The sequence below is a fragment of the Bacteroidales bacterium genome, from assembly GCA_035353855.1.
Taxonomy (GTDB): domain Bacteria; phylum Bacteroidota; class Bacteroidia; order Bacteroidales; family CG2-30-32-10; genus DAOQAK01.
Map to the genome: position 1 here is coordinate 1 of DAOQAK010000063.1, position 22,142 is coordinate 22,142.

34 protein-coding genes and 1 pseudogene are annotated in these 22,142 nt (G+C 35.6%); all 35 read left to right on the top strand.

What is annotated here, in order from left to right:
- The first annotated feature begins 327 nt into the window (after nucleotides 1-327).
- Nucleotides 328-714 (top strand): 30S ribosomal protein S12, encoded by a 387-nt coding sequence (gene rpsL / locus PKK00_13430; GenBank protein HNW99402.1) that lies wholly within the window; start codon nucleotides 328-330, stop codon nucleotides 712-714.
- A gap of 37 nt (nucleotides 715-751) precedes the next feature.
- Nucleotides 752-1,219 (top strand): 30S ribosomal protein S7, encoded by a 468-nt coding sequence (rpsG, locus tag PKK00_13435; protein ID HNW99403.1) that lies wholly within the window; start codon nucleotides 752-754, stop codon nucleotides 1,217-1,219.
- Between the two features lie 19 nt (nucleotides 1,220-1,238).
- Nucleotides 1,239-3,344: an elongation factor G gene (fusA, locus tag PKK00_13440; GenBank protein HNW99404.1), complete on the top strand. Its 2,106-nt coding sequence runs from the start codon at nucleotides 1,239-1,241 to the stop codon at nucleotides 3,342-3,344.
- 25 nt (nucleotides 3,345-3,369) lie between these two features.
- Nucleotides 3,370-3,675 (top strand): 30S ribosomal protein S10, encoded by a 306-nt coding sequence (rpsJ, locus tag PKK00_13445; protein ID HNW99405.1) that lies wholly within the window; start codon nucleotides 3,370-3,372, stop codon nucleotides 3,673-3,675.
- Nucleotides 3,676-3,728: 53 nt separating this feature from the next.
- Nucleotides 3,729-4,358, top strand: coding sequence for a 50S ribosomal protein L3 (gene rplC, locus PKK00_13450; protein ID HNW99406.1), 630 nt, complete (start codon nucleotides 3,729-3,731; stop codon nucleotides 4,356-4,358).
- A gap of 20 nt (nucleotides 4,359-4,378) precedes the next feature.
- On the top strand, nucleotides 4,379-5,017 hold the full coding sequence (gene rplD / locus PKK00_13455; protein HNW99407.1) for a 50S ribosomal protein L4: 639 nt from the start codon (nucleotides 4,379-4,381) through the stop codon (nucleotides 5,015-5,017).
- A gap of 31 nt (nucleotides 5,018-5,048) precedes the next feature.
- Nucleotides 5,049-5,339 carry a 50S ribosomal protein L23 gene (gene rplW / locus PKK00_13460; GenBank protein HNW99408.1) on the top strand — a complete coding sequence of 97 codons (291 nt, stop codon included), beginning with the start codon at nucleotides 5,049-5,051 and terminating at the stop codon, nucleotides 5,337-5,339.
- Between the two features lie 4 nt (nucleotides 5,340-5,343).
- Entirely contained in the window at nucleotides 5,344-6,168 is an 825-nt protein-coding gene (gene rplB / locus PKK00_13465) for a 50S ribosomal protein L2 (GenBank protein ID HNW99409.1), read from the top strand.
- 14 nt (nucleotides 6,169-6,182) lie between these two features.
- Entirely contained in the window at nucleotides 6,183-6,452 is a 270-nt protein-coding gene (gene rpsS / locus PKK00_13470; protein ID HNW99410.1) for a 30S ribosomal protein S19, read from the top strand.
- A 24-nt stretch (nucleotides 6,453-6,476) separates the two neighbouring features.
- Nucleotides 6,477-6,863: pseudogene (gene rplV, locus PKK00_13475) on the top strand (50S ribosomal protein L22).
- A 167-nt stretch (nucleotides 6,864-7,030) separates the two neighbouring features.
- Complete coding sequence (rpsC, locus tag PKK00_13480; GenBank protein HNW99411.1) at nucleotides 7,031-7,753, top strand: 30S ribosomal protein S3; 723 nt, start codon at nucleotides 7,031-7,033, stop codon at nucleotides 7,751-7,753.
- Between the two features lie 30 nt (nucleotides 7,754-7,783).
- Complete coding sequence (rplP, locus tag PKK00_13485; protein ID HNW99412.1) at nucleotides 7,784-8,212, top strand: 50S ribosomal protein L16; 429 nt, start codon at nucleotides 7,784-7,786, stop codon at nucleotides 8,210-8,212.
- A gap of 7 nt (nucleotides 8,213-8,219) precedes the next feature.
- Entirely contained in the window at nucleotides 8,220-8,432 is a 213-nt protein-coding gene (gene rpmC / locus PKK00_13490; GenBank protein ID HNW99413.1) for a 50S ribosomal protein L29, read from the top strand.
- A 12-nt stretch (nucleotides 8,433-8,444) separates the two neighbouring features.
- A complete protein-coding gene (gene rpsQ / locus PKK00_13495; GenBank protein HNW99414.1) occupies nucleotides 8,445-8,702 on the top strand; it encodes a 30S ribosomal protein S17 in 258 nt (85 codons plus the stop codon).
- A gap of 1 nt (nucleotide 8,703) precedes the next feature.
- Entirely contained in the window at nucleotides 8,704-9,072 is a 369-nt protein-coding gene (rplN, locus tag PKK00_13500) for a 50S ribosomal protein L14 (protein HNW99415.1), read from the top strand.
- 13 nt (nucleotides 9,073-9,085) lie between these two features.
- Nucleotides 9,086-9,406 (top strand): 50S ribosomal protein L24, encoded by a 321-nt coding sequence (rplX, locus tag PKK00_13505; protein HNW99416.1) that lies wholly within the window; start codon nucleotides 9,086-9,088, stop codon nucleotides 9,404-9,406.
- The gene (gene rplE / locus PKK00_13510; protein ID HNW99417.1) at nucleotides 9,406-9,960 is read left to right on the top strand and encodes a 50S ribosomal protein L5; all 555 of its coding nucleotides are present in this window, start codon (nucleotides 9,406-9,408) and stop codon (nucleotides 9,958-9,960) included. The genes rplX and rplE overlap by 1 nt, the downstream gene beginning before the upstream one ends.
- A gap of 12 nt (nucleotides 9,961-9,972) precedes the next feature.
- Nucleotides 9,973-10,242: a 30S ribosomal protein S14 gene (gene rpsN / locus PKK00_13515; GenBank protein ID HNW99418.1), complete on the top strand. Its 270-nt coding sequence runs from the start codon at nucleotides 9,973-9,975 to the stop codon at nucleotides 10,240-10,242.
- Nucleotides 10,243-10,268: 26 nt separating this feature from the next.
- Nucleotides 10,269-10,667, top strand: a complete 399-nt coding sequence (gene rpsH / locus PKK00_13520; GenBank protein HNW99419.1) for a 30S ribosomal protein S8 — start codon at nucleotides 10,269-10,271, stop codon at nucleotides 10,665-10,667.
- 17 nt (nucleotides 10,668-10,684) lie between these two features.
- Nucleotides 10,685-11,245: a 50S ribosomal protein L6 gene (gene rplF / locus PKK00_13525; GenBank protein HNW99420.1), complete on the top strand. Its 561-nt coding sequence runs from the start codon at nucleotides 10,685-10,687 to the stop codon at nucleotides 11,243-11,245.
- Nucleotides 11,246-11,271: 26 nt separating this feature from the next.
- Nucleotides 11,272-11,628, top strand: coding sequence for a 50S ribosomal protein L18 (rplR, locus tag PKK00_13530; protein ID HNW99421.1), 357 nt, complete (start codon nucleotides 11,272-11,274; stop codon nucleotides 11,626-11,628).
- Nucleotides 11,629-11,634: 6 nt separating this feature from the next.
- Nucleotides 11,635-12,153 (top strand): 30S ribosomal protein S5, encoded by a 519-nt coding sequence (gene rpsE / locus PKK00_13535; protein ID HNW99422.1) that lies wholly within the window; start codon nucleotides 11,635-11,637, stop codon nucleotides 12,151-12,153.
- A gap of 21 nt (nucleotides 12,154-12,174) precedes the next feature.
- Nucleotides 12,175-12,357: a 50S ribosomal protein L30 gene (gene rpmD, locus PKK00_13540; protein HNW99423.1), complete on the top strand. Its 183-nt coding sequence runs from the start codon at nucleotides 12,175-12,177 to the stop codon at nucleotides 12,355-12,357.
- Nucleotides 12,358-12,379: 22 nt separating this feature from the next.
- Nucleotides 12,380-12,826: a 50S ribosomal protein L15 gene (gene rplO / locus PKK00_13545; protein ID HNW99424.1), complete on the top strand. Its 447-nt coding sequence runs from the start codon at nucleotides 12,380-12,382 to the stop codon at nucleotides 12,824-12,826.
- Between the two features lie 5 nt (nucleotides 12,827-12,831).
- Entirely contained in the window at nucleotides 12,832-14,193 is a 1,362-nt protein-coding gene (secY, locus tag PKK00_13550) for a preprotein translocase subunit SecY (GenBank protein HNW99425.1), read from the top strand.
- Between the two features lie 16 nt (nucleotides 14,194-14,209).
- Nucleotides 14,210-14,986: a type I methionyl aminopeptidase gene (map, locus tag PKK00_13555; protein HNW99426.1), complete on the top strand. Its 777-nt coding sequence runs from the start codon at nucleotides 14,210-14,212 to the stop codon at nucleotides 14,984-14,986.
- A gap of 16 nt (nucleotides 14,987-15,002) precedes the next feature.
- Nucleotides 15,003-15,221, top strand: coding sequence for a translation initiation factor IF-1 (gene infA / locus PKK00_13560; protein ID HNW99427.1), 219 nt, complete (start codon nucleotides 15,003-15,005; stop codon nucleotides 15,219-15,221).
- Nucleotides 15,222-15,245: 24 nt separating this feature from the next.
- Nucleotides 15,246-15,362 carry a 50S ribosomal protein L36 gene (gene rpmJ, locus PKK00_13565; GenBank protein HNW99428.1) on the top strand — a complete coding sequence of 39 codons (117 nt, stop codon included), beginning with the start codon at nucleotides 15,246-15,248 and terminating at the stop codon, nucleotides 15,360-15,362.
- Nucleotides 15,363-15,491: 129 nt separating this feature from the next.
- Entirely contained in the window at nucleotides 15,492-15,878 is a 387-nt protein-coding gene (gene rpsM / locus PKK00_13570) for a 30S ribosomal protein S13 (GenBank protein ID HNW99429.1), read from the top strand.
- A 36-nt stretch (nucleotides 15,879-15,914) separates the two neighbouring features.
- The gene (gene rpsK, locus PKK00_13575) at nucleotides 15,915-16,304 is read left to right on the top strand and encodes a 30S ribosomal protein S11 (protein HNW99430.1); all 390 of its coding nucleotides are present in this window, start codon (nucleotides 15,915-15,917) and stop codon (nucleotides 16,302-16,304) included.
- A gap of 129 nt (nucleotides 16,305-16,433) precedes the next feature.
- Nucleotides 16,434-17,039, top strand: a complete 606-nt coding sequence (rpsD, locus tag PKK00_13580; protein HNW99431.1) for a 30S ribosomal protein S4 — start codon at nucleotides 16,434-16,436, stop codon at nucleotides 17,037-17,039.
- Between the two features lie 22 nt (nucleotides 17,040-17,061).
- Nucleotides 17,062-18,054: a DNA-directed RNA polymerase subunit alpha gene (locus tag PKK00_13585; protein HNW99432.1), complete on the top strand. Its 993-nt coding sequence runs from the start codon at nucleotides 17,062-17,064 to the stop codon at nucleotides 18,052-18,054.
- 72 nt (nucleotides 18,055-18,126) lie between these two features.
- A complete protein-coding gene (rplQ, locus tag PKK00_13590; GenBank protein ID HNW99433.1) occupies nucleotides 18,127-18,708 on the top strand; it encodes a 50S ribosomal protein L17 in 582 nt (193 codons plus the stop codon).
- A gap of 392 nt (nucleotides 18,709-19,100) precedes the next feature.
- Nucleotides 19,101-20,390: a phosphopyruvate hydratase gene (eno, locus tag PKK00_13595; protein ID HNW99434.1), complete on the top strand. Its 1,290-nt coding sequence runs from the start codon at nucleotides 19,101-19,103 to the stop codon at nucleotides 20,388-20,390.
- Between the two features lie 963 nt (nucleotides 20,391-21,353).
- On the top strand, nucleotides 21,354-22,097 hold the full coding sequence (locus tag PKK00_13600; GenBank protein ID HNW99435.1) for a nucleotide-binding protein: 744 nt from the start codon (nucleotides 21,354-21,356) through the stop codon (nucleotides 22,095-22,097).
- Nucleotides 22,098-22,142 lie beyond the last annotated feature (45 nt).

Consider the following 22,142-nt stretch of genomic DNA (forward strand, 5'->3'; position numbering starts at 1 on the left):
ATTTCGGTTTGCGATACCCTTTTTCTTTTATTCTAACAAAATTTTAAACAGGCTCATAAAATTTAAAAAAAAGTCTAAAAAAATTATTTGCCAGTTAAAAATAATGATATATCTTTGCAGTCCGTTAAAATCCTCTCAAAATAATACTAGTTGTAAATCATTAAAAATTAGTAAATTATAAGGTACGAAAAAAAAGAAATACACGAGAAGAAAGAAAAATGAAAAAAAATTCATTTAACCTATTGGTTTTATGAAATAATCTCGTACCTTTGCAACCCCTAAAAATGGGTATTATTTAATTTTAAAGCAGTTATTAAACATTTTGATATGCCTACAATACAACAGTTAGTTCGCAAAGGACGCAGTAAAATGAAGTACAAGAGCAAATCGCCTGCCCTTGATTCTTGCCCACAGAGGCGTGGAGTTTGTGTAAGGGTTTACACTACTACTCCTAAGAAACCTAATTCGGCAATGAGAAAAGTGGCAAGGGTTCGTATGACTAACACTAAGGAAGTAAATGCATACATACCGGGCGAAGGTCATAATCTTCAGGAACACTCAATAGTTATGGTTCGTGGTGGTCGTGTTAAGGATTTACCGGGTGTTAGGTACCACGTTATTCGCGGAGCTTTGGATACATCAGGTGTTGAAGGTCGCAACCAGCGTCGTTCAAAATACGGAACAAAACGTCCAAAACAAAAAGCTGCTAAATAATTCACGGAAGTATTGATCATTCATCATATATAGAAAAATGAGGAAAGCAACACCAAAAAAGAAAATATATTTACCCGATCCCAAGCATAATGATGTGCTTGTTACACGTTTTGTAAACAATCTTATGTTGCGCGGTAAGAAAAATGCATCTTATAAAATATTTTATGATGCTATTGATATAGTAGCATCGAAATCAAATGAAAACGGATTGGAAGTTTGGAAAAAAGCATTAGCTAATATTACTCCACAGGTTGAAGTAAGAAGCCGCAGAATTGGTGGAGCTACTTTCCAGATTCCTTCAGAAATAAGACCCGAACGTAAAATTTCAATAGGAATCAAATCACTCATTACTCATGCACGCAAACGCAATGAAAAATCGATGAGCATGAAACTGGCTTCCGAAATTTTAGCTGCATATAAAGAAGAAGGTGGCGCTTTCAAGAAAAAAGAAGACACCCACCGTATGGCTGAAGCAAATAAAGCATTCTCTCATTTCAGATTCTAATAAACAAGGAAACAGAAAAATGTCACGCAATCTGAATTATACGAGGAATATAGGCATAATGGCTCATATTGATGCTGGTAAAACCACCACCACTGAGCGTATATTGTTCTATACCGGCGTAAACAGGAAGATTGGCGAAGTTGACGATGGTGCTGCTACTATGGACTGGATGGTGCAGGAGCAGGAAAGAGGTATTACTATTACTTCTGCAGCTACATCATGTTTCTGGAATTATAATAATGAACAATATAAAATAAATATCATAGACACTCCCGGACACGTTGATTTTACTGTTGAAGTAGAACGTTCATTACGTGTACTCGATGGAGCTGTTGCTCTTTTCTGTGCTGTTGGCGGAGTTCAGCCACAGTCGGAAACAGTATGGCGTCAGGCAAATAAATATAATGTACCTCGTATTAGTTATATTAATAAGATGGACAGGCCGGGTGCTGATTATTTTAAAACTGTTACACAAATTCGCGAACGACTAGGAGGAAATCCTATTCCTATTCAAATTCCTATCGGATGCGAAGAAAATTTTATCGGCGTAGTTGACTTAATTGAAAACAAAGCATATCAGTGGGATGATACCAACCAGGGATTGAATTATTTTGAAATACCTATTCCCGATGATATCAAAGACACGGTTGTTGAGTACCGGTATAAACTCATAGAAGGCGCTGCCGAAGAAAAAGACAACCTTCTGGAAAAATTTATAAAAGACTCCGATTCATTAACAAAACAAGAAATTATTACAGAAATAAGAAATGCCACAATAGCAGGGAAGATTACCCCGGTATTTTGTGGTTCCTCATTTAAGAATAAAGGCGTTCAAAAACTTCTCGACGCAATTGTAGCCTACCTTCCTTCACCCTCCGATATATCTACTACTAAAGGAATCAATCCTTTTACAGAAAAAGAAGAAATAAGAAAAGCTGATGTAAATGATCATTTCAGCGCATTGGCATTTAAAATAGCTACCGATCCATATGTTGGTAAAATCGCATTCTTCAGAGTTTATTCCGGTAAAATGAAAGCCGGAGAAATGATACTGAATGCTACTACCGGCAAAAAAGAACGTATTGCACGTATTGTTCAGATGCACGCCAATAAGCAACTTCCGCTTGAAGAAATTGAAGCCGGTGATATTGGAGCTGCAATTGGATTTAAAGAAATACGTACAGGCGACACCTTATGTAATGAAAAACATCCTGTCGTTTTTGAATCGATGACTTTTCCTGAACCAGTTATTGGTATTGCTGTTGAACCTAAAACTCAGGCCGATATTGATAAACTTGCAAATGCATTACACCGTCTGGCAGAAGAAGATCCTACATTCAAAGTAGAGATTGATGCAGAAACAGGACAAACCGTTATCAGCGGTATGGGTGAATTACACCTGGAAATACTCAGAGACAGGCTTAAACGCGAGTTTAATGTAGAATGCAATGAAGGAAAACCACAGGTAGCATACAAAGAAGCAATTACAGAAGAAGTTCGTTATCGCGAAACATATAAGAAACAAACCGGCGGAAAAGGTAAATTTGCAGATATTGAAATTATTGTTTCTCCTGCAGATGCCGGAGTAAGAGGTTTACAATTTATTAATGAAATTAAAGGCGGCAGTATTCCAAAAGAATATATACCTTCTATTGAAAAAGGTTTTAAAGCAGCATTAATGAATGGAGTTCTAGCAGGATTCCCTGTAGAAAGCATTAAAATCCGCTTAATTGATGGTTCAGCTCACCCTGTTGACTCCGATGCATTTGCATTTGAAATAGCATCACGAATCGCATTCAGGGAAGCTTGTCAGAAATCAAAATCAGTTCTTTTGGAACCGATAATGAAACTGGAAGTAGTTACACCCGAAGAATATGTTGGCGATGTAATGAGCGATTTGAACCGCCGCAGAGGAATGACTGAAAACGTTACATCTTCAATAGGAATGCAAATAGTGGATGTAAAAGTTCCTTTAGCAGAAATGTTCGGATATGTTACCGATTTAAGAACCATTACATCAGGAAGAGCAACTTCAACCATGGAGTTTTCGCATTATGAAGTAACTCCAAGAAATATTATGGAAGATGTTCTTTACAAATTAAGAGGAATAATTATTAATTCATAAGTTGAATAAATAAAATAAAAATAAAGTGAGTCAGAAAATTAGAATAAAGTTGAAATCGTACGATTACAATCTGGTTGATAAATCAGCCGAAAAGATTGTAAAGACTGTAAAATCAACAGGCGCTGTAGTAAGCGGTCCTATTCCGTTACCAACGAATAAAAGGATATTTACAGTTTTAAGGTCAACATTTGTTAATAAAAAAGCAAGAGAACAATTCCAGTTATGCTCATACAGGCGTTTGCTTGATATTTACAGCACCACTTCAAAAACTGTTGATGCGCTTATGAAATTGGAATTACCAAGCGGAGTAGAAGTAGAAATTAAAGTTTGATAGGTATACTATTACAATAACATTTATATATATAGTATTAAAATTTTTATAAAATGTCAGGATTAATAGGTAAAAAAATTGGAATGACCAGTATTTATGATGCCTCTGGGAAATCAGTACCATGCACAGTTATACAAGCTGGTCCGTGTATTGTTACTCAGATAAAATCTAAAGATAAAGAAGGTTACGATGCTATACAATTAGCTTTTGAAGAAAAAAGTGAAAAGCATACAACAAAAGCATTGCAAAAACATTTTGAAAAAGCAGGGACTACACCTAAAAAGAAATTAGTTGAGTTCACAAGGTTTGAAGAAGGACACAGGAAAACATACGGTGAAGTACTTACAACAGAAGTTTTTAGTGAAGGCGAATTTGTTGACGTAGTTGGAGTATCAAAAGGAAAAGGGTTTCAGGGAGTTGTTACCCGTCATAATTTTAGCGGAGTAGGCGATAATACCCACGGACAACATGACCGTTTAAGAGCACCGGGTTCAGTAGGCGCATCATCATGGCCTTCAAGAGTTTTTAAAGGAACTCGCATGGCTGGTAGAATGGGAGGAAACAGGGTAAAGATGATTAATCTCAAAATAATGAAAATATTACCGGAAAAAAATCTTATTGTTGTTAAAGGTTCGGTTCCCGGTCCTAAAGGCTCATATGTTTTGATTGAAAGGTTTGTATAATACATAGCAATTATAGAAAAATGGAAATAGAAGTTTATAATATCAGTGGTAAGAAAACAGCAAAAAAAGTTTCATTAAATGATTCTATATTTGCCGTTGAACCTAATGACCACGCTATATACTTAGATGTTAAGCAATATCTGGCAAGTCAGAGACAGGGAACGCATAAATCAAAAGAACGTAGCGAAGTATCGGGAAGTACCAAAAAACTAAAACGTCAGAAAGGTACTGGTGGTGCAAGATCTGGTGATATCAACAGCCCTGTGTTTGTTGGTGGAGGCCGTGCATTTGGTCCAAAACCTCATGATTACGATTTTAAATTAAATAAAAAAGTAAAAAGGTTAGCACGTAAATCGGCGCTTACTTATAAAGCTAAAGAAAATGGAATCATGGTTCTTGAAGATTTCACTTTTGAAGCTCCAAAAACAAAAAATTATACTGAATTACTTAAGAACTTTAATCTTAGCGGAAAGAAAACCCTTTTAGTTATTCCCGAAATAAACAGTAATATTCTTCTTTCTGCACGAAATCTGAAAAGAACAAAGGTGGTTACATCTTCTGATATTAATACTTACGATATTTTGGATGCTAATAATCTTTTATTGGTAGAAAGTTCAGTAAAAGAAATTGAAAAAATGTTCAAAGTATCAGAGAAATAAAGTTAAGAATAATAGTAGAAATATTATAACAATGGATATTTTAATAAGACCTTTAATCACAGAAAAAATGACTGCTATCAGTGAAAAACTGAAACAGTATGGTTTTATGGTTGATAAAAGTGCAAATAAACTGCAGATTAAAAAAGCTGTTGAAAGCATGTATGGTGTTACTGTTGAATCAGTAAATACAATACGTTATTCAGGGAAAAGAAAATCGCGCAATACAAAAAGCGGTTTAGTAACAGGAAAAGCAAATGCTTTCAAAAAAGCTATAGTTACTTTACAAGAAGGACAAACAATTGATTTTTACAGCAATATTTAAATAAATGGCCTTAAAGAAATTAAAACCGACAACTGCCGGACAGCGATTCAAGGTAATCAGCGATAATAGTGATATTACTTCAGTAGCTCCAGAAAAGAGTCTTCTTGCACCTATGAAGAAAAGTGGCGGAAGAAACAATACCGGCAAAATGACTATGCGTTATATGGGTGGTGGTCATAAACAAAAATATCGTATTATTGATTTTAAACGCGATAAAGACAGTATTCCTGCCGTGGTTAAAACCATTGAATATGATCCTAACCGCACAGCCCGTATTGCATTATTGAATTATGCAGATGGCGAAAAACGTTATATCGTAGCCCCTCACGGATTAAAAGTAGGACAGAAAATTATTTCCGGTCGTGGTGTTGCTCCTGAAATTGGCAATACTTTATTTATTGAAGAAATTCCACTTGGAACCGTTATTCACAACATAGAGTTACGTCCTGGTCAGGGTGCTAATATTGCCCGAAGTGCAGGCTCATACGCACAATTACTTTCAAGAGACGGAAAGTATGCAATTTTAAAAATGCCTTCAGGCGAATCCAGAATGGTACTTGTTGCTTGTAAAGCTACCATCGGGATGGTTTCAAATATTGACCATAGTCTTGAGAAATCAGGAAAAGCCGGAAGAGAACGTTGGTTAGGCAGAAGACCTCGCAACAGAGGTGTTGTTATGAATCCTGTTGATCACCCAATGGGTGGTGGCGAAGGTAAAGCATCAGGCGGACATCCACGTTCACGCAGAGGCATTCCTGCTAAAGGATATAAAACACGTGCTCCTAAAAAGCATTCAAGTAAATATATTGTTGAAAGAAGGAAGAAATAATTAATATAGAAATTATGAGTCGTTCAGTAAAAAAAGGACCTTATATTCATTATAAGCTAGAGAAAAAAGTTAGAGCCAACGTTGATTCAAAGAAAAAGACCGTTATTAAAACTTGGTCAAGGGCTTCAATGATTTCTCCAGAATTTGTAGGACAGACAATTGCTGTTCACAATGGAAATAAATTCATCCCTGTATATGTTACAGAGAATATGGTTGGACATAAACTTGGTGAATTTGCTCCTACTCGTATTTTTAGAGGACATTCAGGAAATAAAGAAAAATAGTAAATAGATAAATATTCCAGAGAAATGGGCGTAAGAAAACGTAATAAGGCAGAAGAAAGAAAAGAGGCAAAAAAGCAAACCTATAATGCTAAGCTTTACAATTGTCCTACTTCTCCGCGCAAAATGAGACTGGTAGCTGACCTGATTAGAGGTGTCAGTGTTGACCGTGCTCTTCATATTCTGAAACATAATGCAAAACAACCTGCAGAAAAATTAGAAAAACTTTTACTTTCTGCTATGGCTAATTGGCAGCAGAAGAACGAAGGTGTCAGGATTGAAGACAGTAATTTGATTGTAAAAAATATTTTTGTCGATAGCGGCAGAGTATTGAAACGTATATTGCCTGCTCCACAAGGTCGTGCTCATCGCATGAAAAAACGTTCAAACCATGTAACTTTAGAGTTGGGAAGCCTTAATACAAAAGAAGTATCTGAAATAACTCCGGTTGTTGAAGAAAAACCAGTAGCAGTGGAAAAAGTAGAAAAGGTGAAAAAAGAAAAGGTGAAAAAAGAAAAAGAAGTTACTTCTGATACAACAGTAAAAAAAACTAGAAAGTCAACCAAAAAATAAACAGGTAAATGGGACAAAAAGCAAATCCAATAGGTAATAGACTAGGCATCATCAAAGGATGGGATTCTAACTGGTATGGTGGCAAAAATTATGCAAACAAACTGGTGGAAGATGATCAGATTCGTAAATATCTGAATGCTCGTTTATCAAAAGCAGGTGTTGCAAAAATAATAATTGAACGCACTTTAAAATTAGTTACAGTTACGATCAATACTGCACGCCCCGGAATTATTATTGGCAAAGGTGGTCAGGAAGTTGATAAACTAAAAGAAGAATTAAAGAAAATTACAAATAAGGAAGTTCAGATAAACATTACTGAAATTAAAAGGCCTGAACTTGATGCAGTAATTGTTTCATCTACTATTGCACGCCAGATTGAAGGACGTATATCGTTCCGTAGGGCAATAAAAACTGCAGTTGCATCAACAATAAGAATGGGCGCCGAAGGTATTAAGGTTACTATTTCAGGAAGGTTAGCCGGAGCTGAAATGGCAAGAACCGAAACCTATAAAGAAGGTCGTATTCCATTACATACTTTGAGAGCAGATATCGACTATGCAACAGCAGAAGCACGTACTACTTTCGGATGCATTGGAATTAAAACATGGATTTGTAAAGGTGAAGTGTATGGGAAACGTGAACTAACCCCGGTTATTGGTCTTACCAGCATGAAATCGCGTAGCAATACAGCACCCGGCCCACGTTTTGGAAAAAGTAAAAAAAGAAAGTAATTTATTTTATAGCATAAATATTTTGTAGCAATGTTACAACCAAAGAAAACAAAATACAGGAAACAGCAGAAAGGCAAAATGAAGGGTAATGCCAAAAGAGGCAGCCAGCTTGCATTTGGCTCGTTCGGCATCAAATCAATGGAAGAATGTTGGATTACAGGACGCCAGATTGAAGCGGCTCGTCAGGCTGTTACACGTCATATGAAACGTGAAGGACAGATATGGATTCGTATATTCCCGGATAAACCTGTAACCAAGAAACCTGCTGAAGTACGTATGGGTAAAGGAAAAGGAGCTCCGGAATATTTCGTAGCCCGCGTTACACCAGGCAGAATTCTTTTCGAAGCAGAAGGTGTATCTTTAGCTGTTGCAAAAGAAGCATTACGCCTTGCAGCCCAGAAATTGCCAATTTTAACTAAATTTGTTGTAAGAAGAGACTTCGTTGAAGAAACAATATAATTAAAAAATGAAACAAGAAGTAGTTAAAGAACTTTCAACGTCCGACCTTAAAGAAAGACTTGAAGAAGAAAAAAAACAGCTTACAAAGCTGAAATTTAATCATGCTGTATCTCCACTGGAAAATCCAATGAAGATAAAAGCATATAAAAAGACAGTTGCCCGGCTTCAAACAGAACTTCGTGCCAGGGAATTGAAAGAAACAGAAAGTGCTAAAAAGTAATTTTTCATAACAATGGAAATAAGAAATCTCAGAAAAGAAAAAGTCGGCTTAGTTGTAAGCAACAAGATGAATAAATCAATTGTTGTGGAAGTGGAACGCAAAATCAAACATCCTAAATACGGAAAGTTTGTTAAGAAAACATCCACATTTATGGCTCATGATGAGACGAATGATTGTAATATTGGCGATACCGTACGTATTATGGAAACACGTCCGTTGAGTAAAAATAAATGCTGGAGATTAGTAGAAATTTTAGAAAGAGCTAAATAATATGATACAACAGGAATCCAGACTGATAGTAGCCGATAACAGTGGCGCAAAGGAAGTACTTTGCATAAAAGTACTCGGAGGTACACGCAGAAGGTATGCTTCGGTAGGCGATAAAATTATTGTTACCGTTAAAGATGCACTGCCCTCAGGAAATATAAAAAAAGGTACAGTTTCTAAAGCTGTTGTAGTAAGAACAAATAAAGAAATCAGAAGAAACGACGGTTCTTATATTCGTTTCGATGATAATGCTGTTGTATTACTTACAGCAACTGACGAGCTTAGAGGAACACGTATCTTTGGACCCGTAGCAAGAGAACTTAGGGAAAAGCAATATATGAAAATAGTATCATTAGCACCTGAAGTGCTTTAATATTTGATAAATTATGGGAGAAAAGCTTCACATAAAAAAAGGCGACATAGTCAGAGTTATTGCCGGCGATTCAAAAGGTCAGGAAGGTAAAGTACTCAGCGTATTAGTTGATAAAAACAAAGCAATTGTTGAAGGTATCAACATGGTGTCGAAACATACTAAACCCAATGCCAAAAATTCAAAAGGTGGCATTGTGAAAAAAGAATCACCTGTCCATATTTCAAATCTGATGGTGATCGATAACACAGGAAAACCTGCTCGTATAGGCAGAAAAGAAGACAGTAAAGGAAATATAGTTCGTTATTCAAAAAAGTCAGGGGAGGTAATTAAGTAATGGATTACAAGCCAAGATTAAGATCGAAATATGAAGCTGAAGTTGTTCCAGCTTTAATGAAACAATTCCAGTTCAAAAACAGGATGCAGGTGCCTGTACTTAAGAAAATATGCCTGAACCAGGGTATGGGCGCTGCCATTGCTGATAAAAAGCTGATGGATGTTGCAACCACTGAAATGACTATGATTTCTGGTCAAAAACCGGTGATAACCAAATCAAGAAAAGATATATCCAATTTTAAACTCAGAAAAGGAATGCCCATAGGTATAAGGGTTACACTTCGCGGGGATAAAATGTATGAATTTCTTGACAGGCTTATTTCAGTTGCTTTGCCTCGTATCAGAGACTTCAGAGGTATTAACGATAAAGGTTTCGACGGAAAAGGAAACTATTCTCTAGGTGTTAGCGAACAGATTATTTTCCCGGAAATCAATATTGATAAAATTGCCAAAATTGCGGGAATGGACATCACTTTCGTAACTACGGCAGCTAACGATAAAGAAGCACTTGCGCTGTTAAAAGAATTCGGATTACCTTTTAAAAATCAGAAATAACATATTCATCATATGGCAAAAGAATCAGTAAAAGCTAGAGAAGTAAAAAGAAAAAAAATGGTTGATAAATATGCAGCTAAAAGAGCTGCTATGAAAGCAGCCGGCGATTATTCAGGATTACAGCGTATACCAAAGAACGCTTCACCTGTACGTTTGCACAATCGTTGCAAACTTACCGGAAGACCTAAAGGTTACATGCGTCAGTTTGGTGTATCACGTATCAATTTCAGGGAAATGGCTTTGGCCGGAATAATTCCCGGAGTTACAAAAGCTAGTTGGTAGTATTAACAAAAAAACAATTAAACAGAATGAATACCGATCCCATTGCAGATTATTTAACCAGGATTAGGAATGCTGCGTTAGCCAACCACAGAATTGTTGAGCTGCCCGCTTCCGGCATAAAAAAAGAAATAACAAAAATTCTTTTTGAAAAAGGCTATATCCTGAATTATAAATTTGAAGATGAACCCGTGCCCGGAACAATTAAAATAGCATTGAAATATCACCCGGTTACAAAAATCCCTGCTATTACAAAATTGGAAAGAATTAGTAAACCAGGGCTTCGTAAATATACTGGTTCCGATAAATTGCCCCGCGTTATGAATGGTCTTGGAATAGCAATTATTTCCACATCACAGGGAATAATGACTGATAAAGAGGCTAAGAAACTGAAAGTTGGCGGCGAAGTATTATGTTATATTAGTTAATACAGGGAGGAAAAATAATGTCACGTATTGGTAAATTACCGATTGCTTTGCCGAAAGGAGTTACAGTTAATGTTTCCGATAAAAATATCGTTACCGTAAAAGGACCTCTTGGCGAGTTAAAACAAACTGTAGAACCCGGAATTTCTATGGAAGTTGAGGGCAATAACCTTATTGTTAAAAGAAGTACCGAACAGAAAAGGCATAAATCTTTACATGGTTTGTATCGCTCTTTGATCAATAATATGGTAAAAGGTGTTTCAACAGGATACACTGTTACGCAGGAATTAGTTGGTGTTGGTTATAAAGCTTCCAATAATGGTCAGCTTTTAGAATTAACATTAGGGTATTCGCATAATATATTTATGGAATTACCTCCTGAAGTAAAAGTGAAAACAACGGCTGAAAGAGGAAAGAACCCGACTATCGTTCTTGAATCAATAGATAAACAGCTTATAGGACAAGTTGCGGCTAAAATTCGTTCACTCAGAAAACCAGAACCATACAAAGGCAAAGGTATTAAGTTTGTAAATGAAGTTCTGCGCAGAAAAGCAGGTAAATCAGCTGCGGCTACAAAATAAATTATAAATATTAAAATTCCATTATAATGGCAATTACCAGAGAATTCAGAAGGAAAAGAATCAAGATGAGGATTCGTAAAGTGGTGAAAGGTTCACCGGAAAAGCCTCGTCTTACTGTATTCAGAAGCAATATGCAGATATATGCACAGATTATTGATGATATTGCCGGGAAAACATTATTATCCGCTTCTTCACGCGTGAAAGAAATTGCTGATAAAAAAGTTCCTAAAATTGAACAGGCAAAATTGGTTGGAAAACTTATAGCAGAACGTGCTATTGAAGCAGGAATCAATGATGTTGTTTTTGACAGAAACGGTTATTTGTATCATGGTCGTATAAAATCTTTAGCAGAAGCTGCTAGAGAAGGAGGACTTAAATTTTAACATAATATGCCAAACGTAAATATTAAAAGAGTAAAATCGAGCGAAATCGAATTTAAGGATAAACTGGTAAGTATCCAAAGGGTTACAAAGGTTACCAAAGGTGGTAGAACTTTCAGTTTTTCAGCTATTGTTGTTGTAGGTAACGAAAGCGGCGTAGTTGGATACGGGCTTGGAAAAGCAAAAGAAGTAACTACAGCTATCGCCAAAGGTATTGACGATGCCAAGAAAAACCTTATTCGTGTTCCTATTATCAACGGAACTGTTCCTCACGACCAGTTAGGGAAATATTGTGGTGCTTTGGTTTATTTAAAACCGGCAGCACAGGGAACCGGTGTTATTGCAGGTGGTGCTATGCGCGCCGTTCTTGAAAGCGTTGGCGTAAGAGACGTTCTTGCAAAATCGAAAGGTTCTTCAAACCCGCATAGTGTTGTTAAAGCAACTATTGATGCATTGATGAAAATGAAAGATCCATTCACAGTTGCACAACTCAGGGGTTTAAGTCTTGATAAAGTATTTAACGGATAATTCCAATTGATAAATTCTATCATGAAAAAGTTAAAAATAAAACAGATAAAAAGTTCTATTGATCGTCCGGAAAGACAGAAAAGAACTTTACGTGCTCTCGGCATAAAAAAAATGCACCGCATAGTTGAAGTGGATGCAACTCCTCAAATAGAAGGAATGATAAATAAAGTTAAACATCTTCTTTCAATAGAAGAAGTAATGTAATATATAAAAGATACAAGCAATTATGAATTTATCAAATCTAAAACCAGCAGCAGGTTCTGTAAAGACCAAAAAAAGATTAGGAAGAGGTCAGGGCTCAGGTGGCGGTGGTACTGCATCCAGGGGTAATAAAGGTGCAAAAGCACGCTCAGGTTATTCCAGCAAAGCAGGGTTCGAAGGTGGGCAAATGCCTTTATACAGAAGGGTTCCCAAATTCGGATTTATTAATATCAACCGTAAAGAATTCAGAGGAATCAATATTGAAGTGCTTCAGATGTTAGCTGAAACAAAAGGTATTACTTCATTTGATCCTGAAGTTATATATGCACACGGATTATCACAAAAAAAAGATTTAATAAAAATATTAGCCAAGGGCGAATTGAAGGTGAAATTAGATGTTAAAGCTCATGCTTTTTCATCAGCAGCAGCAAAAGCTATTGAAGCTATAGGCGGAACTGTAACTAAAATTTAATCGGAATGAAAAGATTAATTCAAACCATCAGAAATATTTATAAAATTGAAGATCTCAGGTTAAGGATCATCAACACTATCGGTTTTATATTAATTTATAGACTTGGTGCTTATGTTGTATTACCTGGTATCGATCCATCACAATTAAGTGCACTCAATTCGCAAACCAAAGACGGATTACTTGGTCTGCTTAATATGTTTTCTGGTGGTGCATTCTCAAATGCATCAATTTTTGCCTTGGGTATCATGCCATATATTTCGGCATCAATAGTTGTTCAGTTGCTCGGAATGGCAATTCCTTATTTCCAGAAATTGCAAAAAGAAGGCGAAAGCGGAAGGAAGAAAATGAACCAGATAACCCGATACCTTACTGTTATTATTACAGCAGGACAGGCACCGGCATATTTATCTAACCTTTTATCACAGTTACCATATGAAGCAGTTGCTCCTTTTGACCCGGGTATTTCTTCTCCTTCAACATTTTTCTGGATTTCTTCAATAGTTATATTAGTTTCGGGAACCATGTTTGTAATGTGGCTTGGAGAACGTATAACAGATAAAGGGATTGGAAACGGAATATCGATGATCATTATGATAGGGATTATGGCAAGACTACCGTTTGCTTTATTCGCAGAGTTTTTCTCAAGAATGGAAGAGCAGGGTGGTGGTCTTGTTGTATTCATAGTTGAACTGGTTGTACTGATTGCAGTAATATTAGTCTGTATTTTATTGGTACAGGGAACTCGAAAAATACCCGTACAGTTTGCAAAAAGAATTGTTGGAAACAAACAATATGGCGGAGTTCGTCAATATATTCCTCTTAAAGTTAATGCTGCAGGTGTAATGCCAATTATTTTTGCACAGGCAATTATGTTTTTACCATTAACTTTAGCAGGATTTTCATCATCAGAAACATTAACCGGATTTGCACGTGCTTTCTCCGATTATAATGGTTTTTGGTATAATTTTACCTTTGCAATTTTAATTATTTTATTTACATATTTTTATACGGCTATTACTGTTAATCCTAACCAGATGGCTGAAGATATGAAAAAGAATGGCGGTTTTATACCTGGTGTTAAACCCGGAAAAAAGACAGCCGATTTTATTGATAGTGTAATGTCGAGAATTACATTCCCCGGTTCATTGTTTCTGGCTTTTGTTGCTATCATGCCTGCTTTTATAAGGCTGTTAGGAGTAAATAGTCAGTTTGCACAATTTTACGGTGGAACATCATTATTAATTCTTGTTGGTGTTGTACTTGATACATTACAACAAATAGAAAGTCATTTATTGATGAGGCATTATGACGGACTGATGAAATCAGGACGTATCAAAGGTCGTTCTTCAATGAATATGGCTAGTTGATGAGGAGCATGATGGAATGATCTATTATAAGACAGAAGAAGAGATTGAAAAAATAAGAAAGAGTTCTTTACTTGTTGGAAAAGCCTTAGCAGTTGTTGCCGGAAAAATCAGGCCGGGTGTAAAAACCATTGAGCTTGATAAACTGGCCGAAGAGTTTATTAAGGATAATAATGCATTACCGGCTTTCAAAGGATACAGGGGATTCCCATACACCTTATGTATATCGATTAACGAACAGGTTGTACATGGATTTCCTGGTGAAAGAGAAGTAAAAGATGGAGATATTGTTTCGGTAGATTGCGGAGTTCTGAAAAACGGATATTATGGCGATTCAGCATACACGTTTGCTGTAGGTGAAGTAAAACCCGAAATTTTACTTTTGCTTAAAGCTACAAAAGAATCGTTATATTTGGGAATTGAAAATGCTGTTGAGGGAAAACGTTTAGGCGATATTGGTTTTGCAGTGCAAAGTCATGTAGAAAATTTAGGTTTCTCAGTAGTCAGAGATTTAGTAGGGCATGGCGTAGGGAAAAACTTACATGAAAAACCTGAAGTATTAAATTACGGAAAAAAAGGTACCGGCATAAAACTTTGTTCAGGATTGGTAATTGCAATTGAGCCTATGATTAATAAAGGAAGATACCAGGTAGTGCAGGAAGCTGACGGATGGACCATCAGAACAGCAGATCGCTTACCATCTGCACATTTTGAACACACGGTTGCTGTTCGGAAAAATAAAGCAGATATTCTTTCTTCATTTGATGAAATTGAAAAAATAATAAATAAGAATTAAAATATTTAAAAAATATATGTCAAAGCAGTTATCGATAGAACAAGATGGAACCGTTGTAGAATCATTAGGCAATGCAATGTTTCGTGTTGAACTTGAAAACGGTCACGTGATAATTGCACACATTTCAGGAAAGATGAGAATGCATTATATTAAGATTTTACCTGGCGATAAAGTGAAAATTGAAATGTCGCCTTATGATCTAACAAAAGGCAGAATCACGTTCCGGTATAAATAGAAAATAATTTAACTGATATAATCAATGAAAGTAAAAGCATCAATAAAGAAGAGAACCCCCGAATGTAAGATTGTACGGAGGAAAGGAAAATTATTCGTTATCAACAAAAAAAATCCTAAGTACAAACAACGTCAGGGATAAAAAATTAAATGTCATTATCCGCCGAGGCGGAGTCATTAGTGGTCGTTGTGTAAGACCGACTGCTACAAATGATGCAAAGCAAATGACAATTAGTGAAGAAACAGAAATAAAAGAAAATATAATATATAAATTATGGCACGTATAGCAGGTATAGATTTACCCAAGAATAAAAGAGGCGAAATTGGTCTGACTTATATTTATGGTATCAGCCGCAGCAGTTCTAAAAAAATATTGAATGAAGCAGGGATTGATCTCAATAAAAAAGTTCAGGACTGGTCTGATGATGAACAATCAAAGATTCGTAATATCATTAACGAGAAATTTAAAGTTGAAGGTGCTTTGCGTTCAGAAATGCAGATGAATATTAAACGATTGATGGATATTGGCTGCTATAGGGGAATACGTCATCGTTCAGGTTTACCATTACGCGGGCAACGTACCAAGAATAATTCCCGTACCCGTAAAGGAAAAAAGAAAACAGTAGCTAATAAAAAGAAAGCTGTAAACAAAGGTTAATAATTGAAACAGAACAAAAGTAATTATAATTGATATATGGCAAAAACAGCAAAAGTTACAAGAAAAAAAGTAGTAAAAGTTGATCCGGTTGGTCAGGCACATATTTTTGCTTCGTTCAATAACATCATCATTTCGCTTACTAATGCTACAGGCCAGGTAATTTCATGGTCATCAGCAGGGAAAATGGGATTCAGAGGTTCGAAAAAAAATACACCGTATGCAGCTCAAATGGCTTCCCAGGATTGTGCAAAAGTAGCGTATGATCTGGGTTTACGTAAAGTAAAAGTTTTCGTAAAAGGTCCTGGTGCTGGAAGAGAATCAGCTATCAGAACTATTCATACTGCCGGACTTGAGGTTACCGAAATAGTTGATATTACTCCATTACCTCATAATGGTTGCAGGCCTCCTAAAAGAAGAAGAGTATAATAAATGTCATTGATGGTCTCATTAAGTCATTTATAGTCATTAAAATGACATGAAGTTAATGACAACAAATGACAGCGTAAGCGAATGGCAAATAAAAAAAGAATTAAGAAAGTTAAATATATTTAAAAAATGGCAAGATATACAGGCCCCAAGACAAGAATTGCAAGAAAGTTTAAGGAACCTATTTATGGTCCTGATAAATATTTCGAAAAGAAAAATTATGCTCCCGGCATGCACGGTGCTTCTAAAAGAAAAAGAAAAACATCAGAGTATGGCATTCAGCTCCAGGAAAAACAAAAAGCAAAATATACCTATGGTATTCTTGAAAAACAGTTTGCTAATATTTTCCATAAAGCATCCAGTAAAAAAGGTGTTACCGGTGAAAACTTGCTACAGTTAATAGAAGCAAGATTAGACAATGTTGTATATCGTCTTGGTATTGCTCCTTCACGCTGTTCAGCTCGTCAGTTAATTACACACAGGCATATCACTGTAAACGGTAAAGTTACCAACGTACCTTCATATACATTAAAAGTTGGCGATTTGGTTAGTGTTCGTGAAAAATCAAAATCACTGGAAGTAATTACCAATTCACTTTCTTCACACAGCAACCAGCAGGCATGGCTTGAATGGGATGGAAATTTAATGACCGGTAAAGTAGCCAGCTATCCTGAACGCGACCAGATTCCAGAAAATATTAAGGAACAGTTAATCGTCGAATTATATTCTAAGTAATAAACCAAGGTAAAACAAACATATGGCAATTTTAGCTTTTCAAAAACCCGATAAGGTTATTATGCTTGAATCTGATGGATTCAATGCGAAATTTGAATTCCGCCCTCTCGAACCAGGATACGGTATTACCGTTGGGAATGCCCTGCGCCGAATACTGCTCTCTTCACTCGAGGGATTTGCTATCACTTCTATGAAGATTGAAGGTGTTGAACACGAATTTTCAACCATAAAAGGAGTTGTAGAAGATGTTACTGAAATTATCCTTAATTTAAAACAGATACGTTTTAAACGCCAGATAGAAACAGTAAGTAATGAAAAAGTAACAGTAAAAATTGCCGGACAAGATGTATTTACTGCTGGCGATATAAATAAATTCATGTCAAGTTTCCAGATATTAAATCCTGAGGTGGTTATTTGCCATATGGATCCTTCTGTAAAACTAACCATTGAATTATCTATTGAAAAAGGCAGAGGATATGTTCCTGCTGAAGAAAATAAAGTGCTTAATGCTCCTTTCGGAACCGTATTCATCGATTCTATTTTCACCCCGATAAAAAATGTGAAATACAGTATCGAAGACTATCGCGTTGAACAAAAAACCGACTACGAAAAACTTGTTCTCGAAGTTTCTACAGATGGTTCCATTAACCCGAAAGACGCGCTTAAAGAAGCAGCAAAAATATTGATTCATCATTTCATGTTATTTTCAGACGAAAAAATTACTCTTGATACTGAAGAAAAATCATCAAATGAAGAATTCGATGAAACTTCATTACATATGCGTCAGCTTCTAAAAACTAAACTAGTGGATATGGATCTTTCTGTAAGAGCCCTTAACTGCCTTAAAGCTGCCGATGTTGAAACTCTTGCCAATCTTGTAGAGTTCAATAAAAATGATCTTTTAAAATTCAGGAATTTTGGAAAGAAATCGCTTGCAGAACTTGAAGAACTTGTAAAATCAAAGAATCTTCATTTTGGAATGAATCTTTCAAAATATAAATTAGATAAAGAATAAAAATAGTTCAAAGTTCAATGTTTAAAGTTCGGGATTTTGAATTTTAGATGTGACTGAAAAATAAATTTTACAATGAGACACGGAAGAAAAATAAATCACTTAGGAAGAACAAGCGCTCACAGGCAAGCATTGCTGTCAAATATGGCTTCTTCATTGATATTAAGTAAAAACAAAAGGATTACAACTACTTTGGCAAAAGCAAAAGCGCTTCGCGTATATATTGAGCCTTTGTTAACCCGCTCAAAAGAAGATTCTACACAAAGCCGCAGGGTTGTATTCAGTTATCTTCAGAATAAAGAAGCTGTTACCGAACTGTTCCGCGAAGTGGCTACTAAAATAGCTCAGCGCCCCGGTGGTTACACTCGTATACTGAAAACCGAGAACCGTTTAGGCGATAATGCACAAATGTGTATCATGGAACTGGTTGATTATAACGAGAACCTCATTGGTGAAAAACAGGAAAAGAAAGCAAAAACTACTCGTCGTGGTCGTGGTGGCGCTAAGAAAGTTACTGCCGAAACCGGTGCAGATGCTGAAGCAGTAACGAAAGCTCCTAGAAAAAAATCAACAAAAAAAGCAGCAGATGAAAAAGTTGAAAAAACTGATGCTCCTGCTGATGATGTAAAAACTGATGAAACTTCTTCAGAAAACTAAGAATATTTCTTAAAATATATTTAAAAGGATAAAGTAATTCGCTTTATCCTTTTTTTATTATTCCTTGTTTTTATAGAAATAATACCGAAAGTATAAATCATTCCGGTATATGCCATGCATAGGCTTTTTAAAAGTGAGGTTGAGTTCATCCTTTAGTTCATAGAAGTCTGAAGCCTTATGAAGTTATACTCGTTATTATCAGGTTTGCAAAGTCAAAACTGTTTAGAACGAGTTATACCGTACAGAAAACAAAAAATATTTTTGCAAAACTCTTTTCTGTCGGTATAAGATATATGTTGATTAAAAAAATATTTGATTAAAAATTAAGTAGTATATCATCGAGTTATAAAAATTATTTCTAATTTTAAAAACTGAAATTAAAAAATCCAAATATGGGACAGATAATAAATATCCATGCAAGACAAATCCTCGATTCAAGAGGTAATCCAACGATTGAAGTTGATGTGTTAACCAATACTGGTGTGCTGGGACGTGCAGCAATTCCTTCTGGAGCTTCAACCGGTATTCATGAGGCACACGAATTACGCGATAATGATAAAGGTATTTATCTTGGCAAAGGTGTTCTTAAAGCAGTACAGAATGTAAATAAAACCCTTAACGAAGAATTGAATGGTCGTGATGTTTCCGATCAGATTGAAATTGATAAGTTGATGATAGATCTTGACGGGACACCAACAAAAACCAACCTTGGAGCCAATGCAATACTTGGCGTTTCGTTGGCTTGCGCCAATGCAGCTGCTCAGGAATCAGGACAGCCTTTATTCCGTTACCTTGGTGGTGTGAATGCTAACCTGCTCCCCATTCCAATGATGAACATTTTGAACGGCGGTTCACATGCCGACAATAGCATAGATTTCCAGGAATTCATGATTATGCCTGTAGGTGCAACATCGTTTTCCGATGCCATTCGCATGGGTGCTGAAGTTTTCCATAACCTGAAAAATGTTTTAAAGAAAAAAGGTTACTCAACCAACGTGGGTGATGAAGGCGGATTTGCTCCTAATTTAAAATCGAATGAAGAAGCAATTACCGTGATTATTCAAGCAATTGAAGCGGCAAAATACAAACCCGGAAAAGATATTTATATTGCTCTCGACCCGGCAGCTTCTGAATATTTTATTCCTGAGGAAAAAGTTTACCACATGCATAAATCAACCGGCGATAAATTAAAACCTGCCGAAATGGTGAACTATTGGAAAGAATGGGTTAAAAAATATCCTATCGTTTCTATTGAAGACGGTATGGCTGAAGATGATTGGGATGGATGGAAACTGATAACTAAAACTATTGGAGATAAAATTCAACTGGTAGGTGACGATTTATTTGTTACCAATGTAGAACGTTTGCAGAAAGGAATAAAGAATGGTTCGGCAAATTCTATTTTGATAAAAGTAAATCAAATAGGAACATTAACGGAAACCATTAACGCTGTGGAAATGGCTCGTACCAATGGTTATACCTCTGTAATCAGTCATCGTTCGGGTGAAACCGAAGATACCACCATTGCCGACCTTGCTGTTGCATTAAAAACCGGAATGATCAAAACCGGTTCGGCATGTCGTTCAGAACGTATTGCAAAATACAACCAGTTGCTTCGTATTGAAGAAATGCTGGGAGACCAGGCTCAGTATTTCGGTAAGAATTTTAAATTTGCTAAATAATTTGATGATTGAGTTGAATGAAAGCCTCCGGATTCCCGGGGGCTTTCATTTTATAAAGACTTTCTGTGTTTCAAAAACTAGGAAAGTCTTTATAAAGTTTTCATCTGTAAAGCCAAACCAACCACCTATTGGTAAAACCTTACCGAATATAAAATTGTACTTGATTTTAAATTATTTTTGGTTATAGTAAATCTTTTATTTTTTTTCATCTAATCATTTCTTGTAATAAAACTTGAAGTGAAAATGAGGGTTAATAAAATTATTTTTGTTTTTCCTTACTTTTTGCTTGACCAAAAAGTAACAAAAAGTCAAGACGAATCGATGCTTCTGCGCGCTCTGGAAAATTGCTAAGTTCTAATCAAAGCGAGTAAACTTCTTTGAAAGAACTTTACGCAATTTCCCATTCACATCCAACCTTGCCCCCGCCGATTCGTCTGCCCAACACGCTAATGGGATATGCAAAAATTAAATTAAAAAACAGAAAATGCGTTGGCATGGAAAATTTTGCGGTGGTGTGCGATGGTGCCTTGATGGTCGTGGGTTGTAAGCATTGGACTGTGCGATAAAACGACCATCGCAGGGCTTTAAATTTTCCGCTTTTTTTGATTACTTTTTTTTAAAAAAAGTAATGAGAAAGAAAAATGTTTAAATGTTTTTGAAATAAATTATTTCTTTCTCACCCCATCCCCCTTACTCATCTAATTCATGTATTGGTTTATTATAAAAATTTATTATCCATTTTTTGTTAAGTAATTTATGCTTAAATATTTTTGAATAATAATAAAAGGGTTTATTTTTGGATGATTCTAAAAATTAAAAATTAGAAAATAAGTTATTTGTAATAGTAAAATTGAATTGCTGCAATTTGAAAACAGTTATAAATATTTTTTCAATAGAGAAATACATAAGTAGGCATAATTAAAACAAAATCGTGTTCAATAATAAATAATTAAGCAAAGTAAAATGGTACAAAGAAAAAACACAACACAAATACCAAAAGAGTCTGCAATATTGACTATAAGCAATTCTGACTTTTTTGGAAAATTGGAAAAACGAATTGAAATTGGTGAGGAATTATTTAATCGTTCCATTTCTAACCAAAATGAATTAATAACTGCGAATTCTGATTATAAATTATGGTCAGATTATAACTTTGAAATGCTTAAACAAGTATTTAACATAGAAGATAACAATTATATGAACTCTTATAATCATGCTGGTTACACTTTTATAGGACAAATGGGGGAAGTAATAGGTAATCCAATTCAGTCTTTTAAGAATTTAGTAAAGTATAAACTGGACAACCTAAAAAGTTTGTTGACTAGAACTGAATTATTAAAATCGCAAGTAACTGTTAACACACATATTTCCGTTACGACACCCAAAACAACACTTTCAAAAACAGAAGTATTTATTGTGCACGGTCATGACGAAGCAGCAAAAACAAAAACCGCACGTTTCATTGAAAAATTAGGTTTAAAACCTATAATACTTCATGAACAAGCAAGTGGAAGTAAGACTGTAATTGAAAAAATTGAAGCGTATTCAAACGTAGGTTTTGGAATAGTGCTTTACACACCGTGTGATATTGGCGCAAAAAATGAAGCGAAACCTAATATAAAAAGTCGGGCAAGACAAAATGTTGTTTTTGAACACGGGTTTTTAATTGGTAAAATTGGAAGAGAAAATGTTTGCGCATTGTCTTAACCCCCTATAAGTTAGACATATTTTTCAAAAGAGTTTAGGTTTTTA

What these genes read in the sequence shown, in the direction of transcription:
- rpsL (HNW99402.1), top strand. Translation starts at nt 328, where the DNA reads ATGCCTACAATACAACAGTTAGTTCGCAAAGGACGCAGTAAAATGAAG.
- rpsG (HNW99403.1), top strand. Translation starts at nt 752, where the DNA reads ATGAGGAAAGCAACACCAAAAAAGAAAATATATTTACCCGATCCCAAG.
- fusA (HNW99404.1), top strand. Translation starts at nt 1,239, where the DNA reads ATGTCACGCAATCTGAATTATACGAGGAATATAGGCATAATGGCTCAT.
- rplC (HNW99406.1), top strand. Translation starts at nt 3,729, where the DNA reads ATGTCAGGATTAATAGGTAAAAAAATTGGAATGACCAGTATTTATGAT.
- rplD (HNW99407.1), top strand. Translation starts at nt 4,379, where the DNA reads ATGGAAATAGAAGTTTATAATATCAGTGGTAAGAAAACAGCAAAAAAA.
- rplW (HNW99408.1), top strand. Translation starts at nt 5,049, where the DNA reads ATGGATATTTTAATAAGACCTTTAATCACAGAAAAAATGACTGCTATC.
- rplB (HNW99409.1), top strand. Translation starts at nt 5,344, where the DNA reads ATGGCCTTAAAGAAATTAAAACCGACAACTGCCGGACAGCGATTCAAG.
- rpsS (HNW99410.1), top strand. Translation starts at nt 6,183, where the DNA reads ATGAGTCGTTCAGTAAAAAAAGGACCTTATATTCATTATAAGCTAGAG.
- rpsC (HNW99411.1), top strand. Translation starts at nt 7,031, where the DNA reads ATGGGACAAAAAGCAAATCCAATAGGTAATAGACTAGGCATCATCAAA.
- rplP (HNW99412.1), top strand. Translation starts at nt 7,784, where the DNA reads ATGTTACAACCAAAGAAAACAAAATACAGGAAACAGCAGAAAGGCAAA.
- rpmC (HNW99413.1), top strand. Translation starts at nt 8,220, where the DNA reads ATGAAACAAGAAGTAGTTAAAGAACTTTCAACGTCCGACCTTAAAGAA.
- rpsQ (HNW99414.1), top strand. Translation starts at nt 8,445, where the DNA reads ATGGAAATAAGAAATCTCAGAAAAGAAAAAGTCGGCTTAGTTGTAAGC.
- rplN (HNW99415.1), top strand. Translation starts at nt 8,704, where the DNA reads ATGATACAACAGGAATCCAGACTGATAGTAGCCGATAACAGTGGCGCA.
- rplX (HNW99416.1), top strand. Translation starts at nt 9,086, where the DNA reads ATGGGAGAAAAGCTTCACATAAAAAAAGGCGACATAGTCAGAGTTATT.
- rplE (HNW99417.1), top strand. Translation starts at nt 9,406, where the DNA reads ATGGATTACAAGCCAAGATTAAGATCGAAATATGAAGCTGAAGTTGTT.
- rpsN (HNW99418.1), top strand. Translation starts at nt 9,973, where the DNA reads ATGGCAAAAGAATCAGTAAAAGCTAGAGAAGTAAAAAGAAAAAAAATG.
- rpsH (HNW99419.1), top strand. Translation starts at nt 10,269, where the DNA reads ATGAATACCGATCCCATTGCAGATTATTTAACCAGGATTAGGAATGCT.
- rplF (HNW99420.1), top strand. Translation starts at nt 10,685, where the DNA reads ATGTCACGTATTGGTAAATTACCGATTGCTTTGCCGAAAGGAGTTACA.
- rplR (HNW99421.1), top strand. Translation starts at nt 11,272, where the DNA reads ATGGCAATTACCAGAGAATTCAGAAGGAAAAGAATCAAGATGAGGATT.
- rpsE (HNW99422.1), top strand. Translation starts at nt 11,635, where the DNA reads ATGCCAAACGTAAATATTAAAAGAGTAAAATCGAGCGAAATCGAATTT.
- rpmD (HNW99423.1), top strand. Translation starts at nt 12,175, where the DNA reads ATGAAAAAGTTAAAAATAAAACAGATAAAAAGTTCTATTGATCGTCCG.
- rplO (HNW99424.1), top strand. Translation starts at nt 12,380, where the DNA reads ATGAATTTATCAAATCTAAAACCAGCAGCAGGTTCTGTAAAGACCAAA.
- secY (HNW99425.1), top strand. Translation starts at nt 12,832, where the DNA reads ATGAAAAGATTAATTCAAACCATCAGAAATATTTATAAAATTGAAGAT.
- map (HNW99426.1), top strand. Translation starts at nt 14,210, where the DNA reads ATGATCTATTATAAGACAGAAGAAGAGATTGAAAAAATAAGAAAGAGT.
- infA (HNW99427.1), top strand. Translation starts at nt 15,003, where the DNA reads ATGTCAAAGCAGTTATCGATAGAACAAGATGGAACCGTTGTAGAATCA.
- rpmJ (HNW99428.1), top strand. Translation starts at nt 15,246, where the DNA reads ATGAAAGTAAAAGCATCAATAAAGAAGAGAACCCCCGAATGTAAGATT.
- rpsK (HNW99430.1), top strand. Translation starts at nt 15,915, where the DNA reads ATGGCAAAAACAGCAAAAGTTACAAGAAAAAAAGTAGTAAAAGTTGAT.
- rpsD (HNW99431.1), top strand. Translation starts at nt 16,434, where the DNA reads ATGGCAAGATATACAGGCCCCAAGACAAGAATTGCAAGAAAGTTTAAG.
- PKK00_13585 (HNW99432.1), top strand. Translation starts at nt 17,062, where the DNA reads ATGGCAATTTTAGCTTTTCAAAAACCCGATAAGGTTATTATGCTTGAA.
- rplQ (HNW99433.1), top strand. Translation starts at nt 18,127, where the DNA reads ATGAGACACGGAAGAAAAATAAATCACTTAGGAAGAACAAGCGCTCAC.
- eno (HNW99434.1), top strand. Translation starts at nt 19,101, where the DNA reads ATGGGACAGATAATAAATATCCATGCAAGACAAATCCTCGATTCAAGA.
- PKK00_13600 (HNW99435.1), top strand. Translation starts at nt 21,354, where the DNA reads ATGGTACAAAGAAAAAACACAACACAAATACCAAAAGAGTCTGCAATA.